We start from the raw sequence: 15523 nt of genomic DNA on the forward strand, positions 1-15523 counted from the left end.
ATTAATGAAAGTTGCTTATCAAACAGATATCGGCCATCAACGAAAGCAAAACCAAGACCGAGTTGCTGTATTTACTAATAAACTAGGTAATCAATTGATGGTTATTGCTGATGGAATTGGTGGCAATCGTAGCGGAGATATCGCTGCAGAGCAAACAGTTGCGACTTTGGGGAGTCAGTTTAAAAAACGGCCCCCGCAGACTTCAATGGAGGGGATCCGCTGGTTTGCTCGTGAAACTCAATTAATCAATAATAAAATTTTGGCGCAATCAAAACGTAATCTTCGCTTGCAGGGGATGGGAACAACAATGGTCGCCGCTATTACATTTAAGGGTGCGGTTGTGGTTGCTAATATTGGTGATAGTCGAGGATATATCCTTCATCAAAACCTATTAACGCAGATTACAGTAGACCATTCATTGGTTAACGAATTGGTAAAAACAGGCGATATATCAGAAGATGAAGCACTAAAGCTACCCCAGAGCAATATAATTACAAGGGCAATTGGAATCTCTCCTGATGCACAAGTTGATGTAAACCGCTTTGAATTAAACGCGGGTGATCAACTGTTAATGTGTTCTGATGGCTTGTTTAAGACTGTTTCTAAGGAGCGGATTATCAAGGTGCTTGAATTGCCGATACCGCTTGAAGAGAAATGTGCTCAACTTATAAAGATGGCAAATGATGCCGGCGGACCAGATAATATTACCGTTTTAATTGGGATTAATAGTAACCAGGAGGGATAGGAAATGAATCCTGGATATGAAATTGGTCACCGATATCGGATAATTCGCTCACTGGGTGAAGGTGGAATGGCTAATGTCTACTTGGCACATGATATGGTTCTTGATCGGGACGTTTCTGTTAAATTATTGCGTCTTGACTTACGGGACGATCCAAGTACTAAACGGCGATTCCACCGGGAAGCAATGGCCGCAACGCAGTTAAATGATCCTCATATTGTTGGAATTTATGACGTTGGTGAGGATCATGGCTTGCAATACATGGTAATGCAATATGTAAAGGGGACAGACCTTAAAGCATATATAAAAAAGCACTATCCGATTCCACTTCCACAAGTTATTGATATTATGGAACAGGTGCTTTCAGCAGTTGCGACCGCCCATGCGCATGGGATTATCCACCGGGACTTAAAACCACAAAATATCTTAATTGATGAAAATAAAAACGTTAAAATTACTGATTTTGGAATTGCGGTTGCTGTATCGCAAGACTCATTAACGCAGACTAATACCTTGATGGGGTCAGTTCACTACCTATCCCCAGAACAAGCGCGAGGAAGCATTGCTACTAAACAATCAGATATCTATTCACTAGGAATTATCTTGTTTGAACTTCTAACTGGAAAGGTTCCATTTGAGGGAGAAACGGCTGTCTCAATTGCCTTGAAGCATTTCCGTGAAGAAATTCCTTCTGTTCGTGAACAGAACAAAGAAATTCCTCAAGCACTCGAAAACGTAATCATTAAAGCGACAGCAAAGGAACCAGCTGAGCGGTATAGTTCAGTTAATGAAATGGCGGCTGATTTGAAAACCGTCCTTGATCCGCAAAGAGCTAATGAGCCGCGGTTAAAGATCCAACAAGATGATAATGGAGAAACTAAGGTGTTAGACATTAAACACCTAAAAGCAGATGATTACCAACCAAAGAAGTCAACTGATTCGCAAACAGTTGATCCATCAACTAAATCACAAAAGTGGAAAAAATATGGGATTATTAGTGGAACGCTCGGCATGATTGTGCTGATTGCAGTCTGTAGCTGGTGGTTTGTGATCCGGCAAGTAATCATCCCCGATGTAGAAGGAATGACGGTATTAAAGGCAGAACAACGGTTGCACCAACAAAATTTGCGGATTGGTAAGATTACTCGAGTAAATAGCCAGGCGGTTGATAAAAATCGAATTGTTTCAACCAATCCTGACGTCAGCCATAAGACTCGTGTCAGTACCCCGATTAATCTAAGGGTTAGTACAGGAGTTAAGCAATTGCAAATGGCTGATTATGTCGGTGAAGACTATTCTTCAGTAGCCGCTAACCTTCGTCGCAAGGGATTTCAAGTTCATCAAGAACCAGTGTATTCGGATGATATCGATAAGGGACAGATTATCAGGCAAAACCACAAAAAGGGTACGATTGTTAAGCCTGCTGCTAACACAATTATTTTTCGGGTAAGTGCAGGTAAAGAACCAATCAAGATTCCAAACTTTAAGAATCAAGATATTAGTGCTGTGCAACAGTTTGCAAATAAAAATAATTTGCAATTGACAACTCAAGAGAAAAAATCAAAAACAATCGCGACTAACCATGTAATTAATCAGACACCACAAGCTGGCTCGACATTAAATCATGGTGATACATTAACAGTTTCTATTGCTAATTCCGGTAACCAAACAAAGACGACGAATATTCAGATTAACATTCCATTCGATGGAAATGGTGGGCAGCGTGAAAACCGTGTACAAGTATATATTAGAGATGCTAACCATAATTTAACAATGGAATATCAAGATATCACAATTAATCAAGAAACAACAATTAATGTGCCGTTTACCCTTAAACAAGGACAAACAGGTGCATACCGTGTCGTTCGCAATGGGCGAACGATTATGAGTGCAACAAATATTACTGGATAATGGAGGTGCAATTTGAAAACAGGAATAATTCAACAGTCATTAAGTGGCTTTTATGATGTGATTGCAGATGAAAAAATCTATCGGACAAGGGCGCGTGGAAACTTTCGTCAACGAAAAATTAAGCCAGTAGTTGGCGATCATGTTGAATTCAGTGCTGAAAATCAACAGGAAGGGTATTTATTAAAAATCTTGCCCCGTCGCAATCAGTTGGTTCGGCCACCTGTTGCTAATGTTGATATGGCAGTTGTCGTAACCTCAGCCAAAGAACCAGCATTTTCCGCTAACCTCTTAGACCGTCAATTGATTGCTTTAGAAGCTCAAGATGTTACTCCTTTAATTTATTTTTCAAAGACTGATTTACTGACAGATGAGGAGTACCAACAACTTTTGCTGACAATTGAGGGCTATCGTAAAATTGGCTACCAAGTTTATGCGGCCCGTGAGCCCTTTAACCCTGATCAATTAGCAAATTTGATGGAAGAATTAAAGGGAAATATTGTAACAATGATGGGACAGACAGGAGCAGGAAAGTCAACTTTGCTTAATCATTTGGCTCCTCAATTAAAATTAGCGACTGGCGAAATTTCCCAAGCACTTCAACGGGGACGACATACAACAAGAAAAGTAAGTTTGCTAGATGTTAACGGTGCTTTGATAGCCGATACCCCAGGTTTTTCATCGTACGAAACATTTGATATGACGGTAAATGATTTGCCGCATTTATTTCCTGAAATGGCTAAGATTTCAGCAGCTTGTAAGTTTCGAGGTTGCCTTCACATAAAAGAACCACAATGTGCTGTGAAGGAAGCAGTAAACAATGGTATAATCATGAAGAGTCGGTATGATGATTATCTTCAGTTCCATGAATTGATTGCTAATCAAAAACCAAATTATAAGAAATGAGGGAATCAGGATGATTAAAGTTGCACCATCAATTTTAAGTGCAGATTATGTAAATTTACAAAAGGACATTGAAAAGGTAGAAAAAGCCGGTGCACCATACTTACACATTGATGTTATGGATGGTACCTTTGTTCCAAGTATTTCTTATGGACCAGGCTTTGTTAAGGCCATTCGTCCAATTACAAACATGGTATTGGATGTGCACTTGATGGTTGAAAGTCCAGAACACATTTTGCCAATGTTCATTGATGCTGGCGCTGATATTATTGGTGTTCAAGTAGAAGCTACTCAACACATTCACCGTGCTCTTCAAATTATCAAAAACGGTGGAGTAAAAGCCGAAGTTGTTATTAACCCGGGTACACCAGTTGCGATGATTGAACCGGTATTACACATGGTTGATCAAGTCTTAGTAATGACGGTTAACCCTGGCTTTGGTGGTCAAAAGTTCTTGCCAGAAACAGTTGACAAGATTGCCCAATTAAACGCAATTAAGGAAGATAAGGGCTACAATTTCGATATTGAAGTAGACGGTGGAGTTAATGACAAGACGGTTGTAGATTGCTACAAAGCTGGTGCTACGGTAGCAGTTGCTGGTTCATATGTCTTTAACGCTGAAGATCCTTCTGAACGAATCAAGGCGCTTGAAGATGCTACTAAGTAATTAGTCACATTAATTAAAAAACAAAAATGGGTCTTCTAGTTCGGCTTTGTCTGAATATTGAAGGTCTATTTTTTTAGGAGTAAAAAATGAGAGTAAATGTACTAGTTGGCGGGCCACTTGAAATGGTCCCAACCGAGTTAATTTTGCAACGTAAAGATGAAAAATGGATTGGGGTCGACCGAGGCGCTTTAAGATTATTAAGATGGGGAATTAAGCCGGTTTTAGCAATTGGTGACTTTGATTCCGTTACCGGGGATGAATTGCGAGGTTTAGAAGGTGAAATTACTCGTATAAAAACTTATCCTCCTGAAAAAGATTATACCGATACGCAATTGGGCGTGAAATTTGCAATCCAAGAACAGGCTGATGAAATTGAAATTTTTGGTGCAACGGGAGGACGCTTAGACCATTTATTGGCTAACCTCTTTCTTCCGCTACAGAGTGAATTTAAGCCATACTTAACCCGGATTAAGATTATTGATTGTCAAAATGTCGTTACTTATTACTTGCCAGGGGATCATACTATTTCTCGTCTACCGCATAAAAAGTACCTAGCCTTTGTCAATCTTACTCCTGTTCGAGGCCTTACATTGAAAGACGAAAAATATCTGCTACAAAACTGGAGTAGTCAAATCCCATTTTCATGGACAAGCAATGAATTTACTGCTAAAGAAAATCATTTTTCATTTGAAAGTGGAATTGTTTCTGTAATTCAGTGTAGTGACCAATTAAAATAGGTTTTTGAAAGAAAAATACCCTGTCAAGGAAAATTACTTGAAAGAAAACTATTGCATTGTTGCGATGCCTATGGTAGATTAATTAGGTGAGTTACATCGCAGTTTTGCGTAAACGAAAAAATTATGAAGCAAAGAGGAGGGTATCACCAATGGCTAAAGATTTTATCAACGGTAAACGGACGCAATTTGGTAACAAGCGTTCTCACGCCCTTAACTCAAGTCGGCGTAGCTGGAAGCCTAACTTGCAAAAGGTAACCATTTTAGTTAATGGTAAGCCTAAGAAGGTATACGTTTCAGCACGTACACTGAAGTCAGGTAAAGTGACTCGGGTTTAATTAAAATGATGCCGTCCAGTTTGGGCGGCTTATTTTTTACATTAATTGATTAACCCCATTGATCGATTGTAAAAATATCCATCAGTTACTTTTTTAGTGAAATATGCTATGGTATGATGGTATTGATTTAATTGTGATAGTATCATAGGATTCTAAAATCAATTGGTAATTTTATAAGGAGGCCATGACGATGGCAGTAAAAATCAAAACTAAGTCAGGTACAATTGACATTGATAATGATGTGATTTCATCAGTTGTTGGTGGGGCTGCTACTGATAACTACGGTGTTGTTGGAATGGCAAGCCGAAACCCCCTCCGTGATGGGGTTAACCAAATTCTTCGTCGTGAAAATTTTGCGCGCGGCGTTGTTGTTCGGCAGCAAGATAATGGTGTAGCTGTTGACGTTAATATTATTGTAGGCTATGGCACAAAGATCTCAGAAGTATCAAAGAGTGTCCAAGCAAAGGTAAAGTATAATCTTGAAACAATGCTCGGTATTACGGCAAATTCAGTTAATGTATGTGTCCAAGGTGTACGGACACTAGAAGATTAAGCGAGCATTGGGGAGGAATTTCGAATTGGCTGTAACAAAAATTACAAACCTTGAATTCGGTAAAATGGTCCAGGCGGCCGCCGATAAACTTGGTAAGAACGCTGAATTTATTAATTCATTAAATGTTTTCCCAGTTCCAGATGGAGACACGGGGACAAACATGACTTCTTCAATGGCAAGCGGTGCCAAGTACGAACGTAACGAAACCAGTAAGAAGGTTGGCGACCTAAGTGCAGCGTTAGCAAAGGGCCTTTTGATGGGAGCGCGAGGAAATTCTGGAGTTATTTTATCGCAGATCTTTCGTGGCTTTGCAAAGGCAACAGAGGGCATGGATGTTTTATCTACTGCTGACTTTGTTAATGCTTATGCTAATGGTGCAAAGACAGCTTATAAGGCTGTGATGAAGCCAACAGAAGGTACCATTTTAACTGTTGTTCGTGAATCAGCTCAAGCAGGCCTCAACAAGATTAAAGAGACTGATGATCTTGTTGAGATTATGCATACTATTTATGAAGCAGGTGAAGAAGCGCTTAAAAAGACGCCGGATTTATTGCCGGTCCTGAAAGAAGTTGGCGTTGTAGATTCTGGTGGGCAAGGACTCGTCTTTGTACTTCAAGCATTTGACGAAGCTTTAAGTGGTCGCGTAGATAAAAGTGATGACTATAAACCTGACAATGCTGAAATTGACGAGATGGTTCACGCTATGGATCACCAAAGCGTTCAAGGAAAGCTTAATCCTGAAGATATCAAGTATACTTACTGTACTCAAATGTTAGTACGACTTGGTAAAGGTAAACAAGTGACTCAAAAGTTTGACTATGATACTTTCTATAACTACTTAGCTGACTTAGGAGATAGTTTACTTGTTCTAAACGATGATCAGGTTGTGCGAGTCCATGTTCATACCGAGCATCCCGGTAAAGTATTATCTTGGGGTCAACAATTTGGTGACTTACAGACAATTGAAATTCATAACATGGTTTGGCAACAAGAAGAAATCATGGAAAAAGATGAAGAAGACGCTGACAATGAGTCGCCAATTGAGAAGGCAAAAGCAGCTATAGAAGCTAAAAATGACCTCCAGACAGCTGTTATTGCTGTCGCATCAGGAGAAGGAATTGCGAAATTATTAAAGAGCTTGGGTGTTACCCATATCATTACAGGTGGTCAAACAATGAACCCAAGCACTCAAGATATCCTCGATGCCATTAATACTAGTGGTGCCAAGCAAGCGATTGTTCTACCAAATAACGGCAACATCTTCATGACTGCCGATCAAGCTGCTGAAGTCGCTGATATTCCAACAAAGATTGTCCACAGTAAAACAATTGCCCAAGCGATGAGCGCACTGCTTGAGTACAATCCAGAAGCATCTTTAGACGAAAATCAAGCAAATATGGAAGCTAATACAAATACGGTTGCCAGTGGAGCGGTTACTAATGCTGTTCGTGATACAACAATTGATGGTCGTGAAATCAAGAAAGATGACTACATGGGAATTGTTGATGGTAAAATCGTCACTACTGATCTGGAGCTGAAAGAAGCCGCTATTAAGATGGTTAAAGCTATGCTTGACGAGGATAGTGAAATTGTAACGATCTTATATGGAGCTGGTGGTGATCAAAAAACTGCTGAAGAGATTAAAGCAGCAGTTGAAGAAGTAGATGATGAATTAGATATTCAGATTTACGATGGTGGTCAGCCGGTTTATCCATACCTGATTTCGGTTGAATAGCGGCACATTAAATTAATTCCTATAGGGGTGGGTTAATAAAGGACTACTTTTATTCCCACTCCTATTTTGGTTACTGGTTGTGTAAAAAAAGAGGTGAAGGATTTGCGAAGTTTAACGGATTCAGTCGCCAATTTAAAAGGAGTTGGTCCTAAGCGGGTAGCAGATCTAGCTACTCTTGGAATAGATACTATTGAAGACTTGTTGACATATTATCCCACTCGTTATAACGATTTCACGCCTACAGACATTGAAAGCGCCAAGGATAAACAGAAAATTACTCTTCAAGGAGTAGTGGTGTCAGAACCGCTTTTGGTCCGCTATGGTTATCGGCGCAACCGGCTTACCTTTCGAATGCAGGTAGGTAATGAAGTGGTGATCGCAACTTTTTTTAATCAGCCCTATATTAAAAAGCAAATCGAACTAAATCAGCAAGTAACGGTAATGGGGAAGTGGGATGCACCTCGCCGTCAAGTAACAGGAAACAAGCTTCTTAAGGAAAAAGCTGATGATCGAAATGAGTTTGGTGCGGTCTATGCGGTGAATAAGCATCTCCGGCAAAATATCCTCCAAAGTTTTATCCGTCAAGCTTACGAGGAATATGCCAATATCATTCCAACCTATTTGCCAGAAACGATTCGTCAACGATACCGATTAATGGATCGCCGGCAAATGATTAGGGAAATTCACTTTCCACAAACTCAAGCAACTGCAAAAGCTGCTCGCCGAACAGCAGCTTATGAAGAGTTTTTCCTGTTTCAGTTGCGGCTGCAAGCGATTCGCCGTGCGCACCGTCAAGAAGATGGTGAACGGATTTTATACCATAATGACGAGTTAAAAGAATTTATCGGTGGACTCCCATTTGAATTAACTGATGCCCAAAAACGGGTTGTTAATGAAATTTGCCGTGATATGCGTCAACCATACCAGATGAATCGATTGTTACAGGGAGATGTTGGTTCTGGAAAGACAATTGTTGCTGCTATTGCTATTTATGCAGCTATTACTGCCGGCTACCAAGCAGCTTTAATGGCGCCGACAGAAATTCTGGCAGGACAACATGCTGAGAAATTAGCGAAAATTTTTGAAGGAACACATGTCCAGGTGGCTCTCCTTACCGGTTCATTAACTGCTAAGCAACATCGGGAACTACTGACAGCGATGAAGCGGGGGGATGTCAACCTTATTGTTGGAACCCACGCACTAATTCAAGATGGAGTCGAATATGCTAATCTTGGTCTAGTAATTACCGATGAACAGCACCGTTTTGGGGTCAACCAGCGTCAGCAACTTCGTGAAAAAGGCGAACATCCTGATGTGTTAGCCATGACAGCAACCCCCATCCCACGGACTCTAGCAATTACTAATTATGGTGAAATGGATGTTTCAATAATTGATCAATTACCAGCTGGTCGAAAACCAATTCAAACAAAGTGGCTGCAGTCTAACCAACATGCCGCAGCAATCCATTTTTTGCGTGAACAATTAAAGCAGGGGGCCCAGGCGTATGTTGTTAGTCCTTTGATTGAGGAATCAGCCGCTCTAGATGTACAAAACGCAACTGATCTTTATAATCAACTGTCAGCTGACCTCGAACCAGCTTATAAAGTAGGTTTGCTTCATGGACGAATGGGGACGGAAGAAAAAGATGAGGCGATGCGCCAGTTTAAATCTGGTGAGCTTCAAGTTTTAGTTGCAACCACGGTTATTGAAGTTGGCGTTGATAATCCTAATGCAACGGTAATGGTTATATATGATGCTGATCGTTTTGGCCTCGCACAGCTTCACCAATTGCGTGGTCGGGTTGGTCGAGGCAATCGGCAAAGTTATTGTTTGTTGATTGCTGATCCGAAAACTGATGAAGGAAAAGCCCGAATGAAAACGATGGTTGCTACCGATGATGGATTTAAGATAGCTGAGCAAGACTTGAAACTGCGGGGATCTGGAGATGTTCTAGGAAAAAAGCAATCGGGGATGCCAGAATTTAAAGTGGGTGATCCGGTTGCTGATTTAAAGATGCTGCAAATTGCCCGTGCTGATGCTGGAAACTTATTGGGAATGCCTAATTGGGACCAGGTCGATGAAAATCAGCCACTTGTTTTATATTTAAAGCGTCATGAACTGGCGACGCACTTTGACTAAATATGAGGAGGAAATTTTATGAAAATTGCTGTTGATGCAATGGGTGGAGATAATGCTCCCCAAGTAATTGTTGAAGGGGTGGAGGAGGCCCGAGACCTTTACCCCGACCTAGAATTTGACCTTTATGGAAATCCAGACAAGGTTAAGCCCTTAATAAAAAATAATGAGCGGCTTAATATTGTCGCTACCAGTGAAGAAATTTCGATGGGTGAAGAACCAGTCCGGGCAATTCGGCGAAAAAAAGATTCATCAATTGTTCGCGCAGCAACAGCAGTTAAAGAAGGCAAAGCTGATGCCTTCTTTTCTGCGGGAAATACAGGGGCAATTTTGGCGGCTGGCCTCTTCATTGTTGGCCGCATTAAAGGGATTGACCGTCCGGGACTTACTAGTATTTTGCCAATTGCCAAGCCGGGTGCTAGTCGACACAATTTTGTCTATCTCGATACTGGTGCAAATGCTGAAAGTAAAGAGAAAAATTTGGAACAATATGCCTACCTTGGTAAATTCTATGCTGAAAATGTATTGGGAGTTGCGAACCCTCGGATTGCGCTATTAAACAATGGGGCAGAAGAAGATAAGGGTGACAAACTACATAAAGAAGTATGGCAAATCCTCAATAGCAAAGATGATTTAAATTTTGTCGGCAATATTGAATCTGGCGACCTCCTGTTTGGCAAGGCAGATGTTGTCGTAAGTGATGGGTGGACGGCAAATGCAGCCTTGAAAGCGACTGAAGGAACCGCTAAGATGATGATGACGTTAATTAAAGATGGAATCTTACATGGTGGGCTCCGGGCTAAGTTAGGTTACCTCATGCTAAAGCCGGTTTTCCATCAAATTGGGCAAAAAATGAGTGCTTCAACTTATGGTGGGGCAGTCTTATTAGGGCTTAAGGCACCCGTTGTTAAAACTCATGGATCTGCTGATGCTTTAGCCGTGAAAAATACAATTAGTCAAATTAGAACAATGCTCAAAACGGGTGTGATTGAAAAAACAGTTGAATTTTTCGATAACACCGAAAATCTAGACAATTCTAAGAAAAACGAATAGAATAAGTAGCGAACTAGTAAAGAGAGGTTAATAATAATGGCTGATAATAAGAAAACAGAAATCTTTAATAAGGTTTCAGAGATTGTTGCTGACCATTTTGATGTTGATCGGGCTAAGATTACTGATGATTTGAACTTAAAGACAGATTTGGATGCTGATTCAATTGATTTTGTTGAATTTGTTCTCGAATTAGAGGATACGTTCGGTGAAGAAATTGATGATGAAGATGCTGAAAAGTTAAGTACAATCGGTGAAGTTGTTGATTACATTGCAGAACACACTGCCAATTAATCGAACTGTTTAATTATTAAGGTAGCAAAGAAGGGGCTGAGAAAAGGCGAAAGTTTTTTCACAGCCTTTAATTTTTTTGAATATTATTAAAATTACCTGCGGAATAGCGGGTTGTTTAGTATAATAGGCCTTAGACATTTTTTATAATTTAAGTTAAAAACGAAAGGAATTTTTTATGATCGAAGAATTACAAGACTACCTGGCCAAGGAATTTAATATTCATTTTGATAATCCTGCTTTATTAGCAGAAGCTTTTACTCAAGCTTCGTATGTAAATGAACATCCTAACCAAGGATTAAAATATTACGAACGGATTGAATTTCTTGGCGATGCTGTGTTGGAACTGATCGTTTCAGAATATATTTATAAGCGTTTCCCTGAATTACCGCAGGGAAAACTTACCCGCTTAAGAGCGGCAATGGTATGTGAGGATAGTTTCTCTAAATTTGCCAAAGAGTGTCACTTTGATCAATACATTCGCTTAGGTCATGGTGAGGAAATGGCTGGCGCAAGAGAACGTCCAGGCTTACTATGTGATATTTTTGAATCATTTATTGGTGCCCTCTATTTAGATCAAGGCCGGCCAGCAGTTGAAAAATTTGTGCAACGAGTTATCTTTCCTAAACTTGATATGGGCTGGTTTGATCATGCTGTTGATGCCAAGACTAGTCTTCAAGAATTTCTTCAACGTGATGGTGATATTGCCATTGAATATCATTTAGTGGAGGAAAGCGGAACAGAAAACGACCCTGAATTTAAGGTGAATGTTACTGCTAATGGTGATATTATCGGTGAGGGAAAGGGCTCATCAAAGAAGCATGCGGAAATGCAAGCAGCCCAACAGGCACTTGATAATATGAGAAATAAAAATAAATAGTAAGTAGGAATAACTGATGCAATTATTGTCTTTAACTTTGGACGGCTTTAAGTCCTTTGCCCAAAAAACAACAATTAAATTTGAACCTGGGATGACAGGGATTGTTGGTCCGAATGGTAGTGGAAAGAGTAATATTATCGAAGCTATTCAATGGGTAATGGGTGAACAGTCGGCTCATCATTTACGGGGAGATCGGATGGCTGATGTTATCTTTAATGGTTCATCAGATCGTAAACCTTTAAACCGAGCCCTAGTTTCGATTACGCTAGATAATAGTGATCATTACTTAGCTAGTGAATTTACTGAACTTACCATTACTCGTAAAATATATCGCAATGGTGATAGTGAGTACTTAATTAACGACCAAAATGTTCGCTTAAAGGACATTACAGACTTGTTCATTGATTCTGGATTAGGTCGAGAATCCTTTTCCATTATTTCCCAAGGACGGATTGAAGAAATTTTTAACGGTAAACCAATTGATCGGCGGGGAATCATTGAAACCGTTGCGGGAGTTGCCAAGTATAAGAAGAATAAAGAAACAGCTGAAAAGCGACTTACTACGACGATGGAAAACCTTAACCGGGTAAATGACATTATTAGTGAGTTAGAAAAGCAGATTGAACCTTTAGAAGAACAAAGTGCAATTGCCCAAGATTACTTGGAACAAAAGAAGCAATTTGATGTGCTTGATCGGACACAAACAGTTCGTCATTATGATGAGTACTATGATAAGTTAACCAAATTAGGTGCCAAGCTCGAACAAGCAGAAGCGATGGTGAAGGACTATCAAGGACAAGCAGGCCATGATCAGCAGCAACTTGATAATTTGAAGCAAAAGCGCCAACAACTAAACGCAACTAAGGATCGACTTCAAGCAATCATCTTAAATCAAACGGAGGCAATTGCTAAGTACGAGAATCAGCAATCGGTTTCCAGCGTTCGCCGCGAACAGCGTGAAAATGAGCAGCGACGGTTAACTGCCCAACAGGCTGAACTCAATGCACGCTTAAAAGAGGTTAAGGCAAGCCAACAAGCAAATGACGAACAATTGGCTGAACAAAAAGCACTGATTAATAGTCAGCAAGCTGAGTTCGAAGCAGCCAGAAAGATGAGTAGCAGTGAGCGGATCGCGACTCTAAAACAGCAAGTAGAGGATTTACGCAACCAACAAGTTAGCTTGATGCAGGAAAGAACAACGATTCACAATCAGCAATCTTTCTTGTCACGTAATCATGAACAAGCAATGAGTCTTCAACGACAAAATGTCGAGGAACTTGACGCTACTAAGAACCAGCTTGCAGAAATTAATCAAGAATTTGACCGCTACCAACAAGAAGTGGCTATTACTAAAGAAAATCTGCAGACTGTCAGCGAAAAACTAAAAGCAGCTCAAGATCACCGTGAAAAACTTAATTACGCGTACCAAGCAAAACAACGTGATTGGTATGAATCATTAGGAGATGTGCGGTCACTTAAGTCGCGAATTAACGCTTACCAGTCAATGGCCGATGAATATAGCGGCTATTATCGGGGAGTTCAAGAAGTTCTTCGCCAACGGCAGCAATTTCCTGGATTAGCGGGAGCAGTCAGCGAATTATTTGATGTTCCTGCCAAGTACACGCAAGCGGTTGAAACAGTATTAGGAAGTCAGCTTCAGCAATTGGTTGTTGATCGGCAAGCTACTGCCAAAGCAATTATTAACTTTTTGATTAAGACGCGTGCTGGCCGGGTCACTATTCTGCCGCTTGATACGCTTAGTCACCGACGAGCATTAAGTATCTGGCCACAATTGACCGGCCTCCCTGGTTTTTTAGGTCGGGCAACAGAACTCATTAAGTTCGATCAAAAGTTTCAGATCATTGCTGACCACTTACTAGGAACAACGGTTATTGCTGACAACCTTGATCATGCGACTGAGATTGCCCGCGCAGGTCGTCATATGGTACGAGTAGTAACTCTTGACGGTCAATTGATTAATGCTAGTGGAGCAATGACGGGGGGAGCCACCCGTAATCAACGAACGGGCCTTTTAAGTCAAAAGCAAATGGCCAAGCAACTAGAAGAAGAGCTAAAAAAGCAGGAACAGCTTGCAGCAAACTTAGAGCAAGAAATTGCTAAACTACAACAAGCACAAAAGGCGAACGAACAAGTAGTAGCTGATTATCAGCAACAAGTTCAGACTTTACAAGATAAATTTCATGAACAAGAAAGTAGTTGCCAGCTGATCTCAAGTAAGCATGAGACGCTTACTAATCGGGTACAGATTTTAGAAACCCAAAATAAACAGCAAGACACTCAACATCAGGATTACGAATCACAAGTTCAACACAATAATGAACAAGCTGATAAAGTAAACCAGGAATTGACGCAAGTTGTGGCAAAGATTAAGCAAATCCTTACTCAGATTGATGAATTACAGAATGATGAGTCGACTCAGGCACGACAATTAGCGCAAATGCAACAAAAAATTGCGGTGGCGGAAGAACGACTTCAACAATATCAACGCCAAAGTCAAGAGTATAACCGGCAACGACGAGAAGTTGAGGAGAGTTTGGAAAAGGTCACGATTGCAATCGCTGAGTTAACGACTCAATCAGTTAGTCAGTCAACAAGTGAAAAATCGACACAGACAGCCTTAAAAGATGCTAAAGAAGAGCAGGCAAAAGCTAAGGTGCAACTGGAAGATAATTCAGCTGCTCTTGAAGAACTTGAGCAAAAGCTGTCACAAGCCGAAGCACATTATAATCGTCTGCAAGAACTTCAGCGGGCAGCCCTTGATGATCGTAATAACTTAAATGAAGAGCGCGTGAAGTATGAATCAATGGTTGACCAAGCTCTTAATCGATTATCTGAGCAATATTCCATGACCATTGATGAAGCTCGCCAGCAGATGAGTGAATTGGACGAAGATACCTTGGCGACCCGGTTGAAGCTATTAAAGCGGGGATTGGATGATCTTGGTCAAGTTAATGTGGGAGCGATTGACGAATATGAGCGCGTTCGTGAACGGTACGATTTCTTAAAGGGTCAACAAGACGACTTGCTCGCCTCTCGAGCTCAGCTTAATCAGACGATGGGTGAGATGGATGCCCAGGTAAAGAAACGGTTTGTTACGACCTTTAATCAGGTTTCACAAAAGTTTGATGAGACGTTCCAACAAATTTTCTCTGGTGGTCATGCTAAACTCGTCTTAACCGATCCCCATGACTTATTAACAACCGGGGTCGATATTATGGCCCAGCCACCAGGAAAGAAAAATCAACATCTTTCATTGTTATCAGGTGGGGAACGAGCATTAACGGCGATTACCTTACTATTCGCAATTTTAAAAGTCCGCCCAGTTCCATTTGCAATTCTTGATGAACCAGAGGCAGCCTTGGATGAGGTCAATGTACAACGTTTTGCGCACTACCTCAGCAAATTTGGTACTGAAGGTCCACAATTTATCGTCATTACCCATCGCAAGGGAACGATGATGGATGCTGATGTGTTGTACGGGGTTACAATGCAAGAATCAGGAGTTTCAAAGATGGTATCAGTGGACGTTGTTGATACTTTACAAGAGAGTGATAATTAATTAATT

General features: G+C 40.7%; 13 protein-coding genes. All 13 read left to right on the forward strand.

Annotated features, from left to right (window positions below; all coding sequences use genetic code 11):
* Positions 1-4: 4 nt before the first annotated feature.
* Positions 5-745, forward strand: a complete 741-nt coding sequence (locus LMB57_RS06070) for a Stp1/IreP family PP2C-type Ser/Thr phosphatase (protein ID WP_229272227.1) — start codon at positions 5-7, stop codon at positions 743-745.
* Positions 746-748: 3 nt separating this feature from the next.
* A complete protein-coding gene (gene pknB / locus LMB57_RS06075) occupies positions 749-2653 on the forward strand; it encodes a Stk1 family PASTA domain-containing Ser/Thr kinase (RefSeq protein ID WP_229272226.1) in 1905 nt (634 codons plus the stop codon).
* A 12-nt stretch (positions 2654-2665) separates the two neighbouring features.
* The gene (gene rsgA, locus LMB57_RS06080) at positions 2666-3556 is read left to right on the forward strand and encodes a ribosome small subunit-dependent GTPase A (RefSeq protein WP_229272225.1); all 891 of its coding nucleotides are present in this window, start codon (positions 2666-2668) and stop codon (positions 3554-3556) included.
* Between the two features lie 10 nt (positions 3557-3566).
* The gene (rpe, locus tag LMB57_RS06085; protein WP_229272224.1) at positions 3567-4220 is read left to right on the forward strand and encodes a ribulose-phosphate 3-epimerase; all 654 of its coding nucleotides are present in this window, start codon (positions 3567-3569) and stop codon (positions 4218-4220) included.
* Between the two features lie 86 nt (positions 4221-4306).
* On the forward strand, positions 4307-4957 hold the full coding sequence (locus LMB57_RS06090) for a thiamine diphosphokinase (RefSeq protein ID WP_229272223.1): 651 nt from the start codon (positions 4307-4309) through the stop codon (positions 4955-4957).
* A 149-nt stretch (positions 4958-5106) separates the two neighbouring features.
* Entirely contained in the window at positions 5107-5292 is a 186-nt protein-coding gene (rpmB, locus tag LMB57_RS06095; protein ID WP_003663833.1) for a 50S ribosomal protein L28, read from the forward strand.
* A 190-nt stretch (positions 5293-5482) separates the two neighbouring features.
* Positions 5483-5845: an Asp23/Gls24 family envelope stress response protein gene (locus LMB57_RS06100; RefSeq protein ID WP_003663831.1), complete on the forward strand. Its 363-nt coding sequence runs from the start codon at positions 5483-5485 to the stop codon at positions 5843-5845.
* Positions 5846-5870: 25 nt separating this feature from the next.
* On the forward strand, positions 5871-7580 hold the full coding sequence (locus LMB57_RS06105) for a DAK2 domain-containing protein (RefSeq protein WP_229272222.1): 1710 nt from the start codon (positions 5871-5873) through the stop codon (positions 7578-7580).
* 66 nt (positions 7581-7646) lie between these two features.
* Positions 7647-9719 carry an ATP-dependent DNA helicase RecG gene (recG, locus tag LMB57_RS06110; protein WP_267493736.1) on the forward strand — a complete coding sequence of 691 codons (2073 nt, stop codon included), beginning with the start codon at positions 7647-7649 and terminating at the stop codon, positions 9717-9719.
* Positions 9720-9737: 18 nt separating this feature from the next.
* On the forward strand, positions 9738-10769 hold the full coding sequence (gene plsX, locus LMB57_RS06115) for a phosphate acyltransferase PlsX (RefSeq protein ID WP_229272220.1): 1032 nt from the start codon (positions 9738-9740) through the stop codon (positions 10767-10769).
* Between the two features lie 36 nt (positions 10770-10805).
* Positions 10806-11060, forward strand: a complete 255-nt coding sequence (gene acpP, locus LMB57_RS06120; RefSeq protein ID WP_229272219.1) for an acyl carrier protein — start codon at positions 10806-10808, stop codon at positions 11058-11060.
* A 175-nt stretch (positions 11061-11235) separates the two neighbouring features.
* Positions 11236-11937, forward strand: coding sequence for a ribonuclease III (gene rnc / locus LMB57_RS06125; RefSeq protein ID WP_229272218.1), 702 nt, complete (start codon positions 11236-11238; stop codon positions 11935-11937).
* A gap of 16 nt (positions 11938-11953) precedes the next feature.
* Positions 11954-15517: a chromosome segregation protein SMC gene (gene smc, locus LMB57_RS06130; RefSeq protein WP_229272217.1), complete on the forward strand. Its 3564-nt coding sequence runs from the start codon at positions 11954-11956 to the stop codon at positions 15515-15517.
* The last annotated feature ends 6 nt before the right edge of the window (positions 15518-15523 follow it).

Origin of the sequence: Limosilactobacillus secundus (assembly GCF_020784695.1) — a bacterium.
Taxonomy (GTDB): Bacteria; Bacillota; Bacilli; order Lactobacillales; family Lactobacillaceae; genus Limosilactobacillus; species Limosilactobacillus reuteri_F.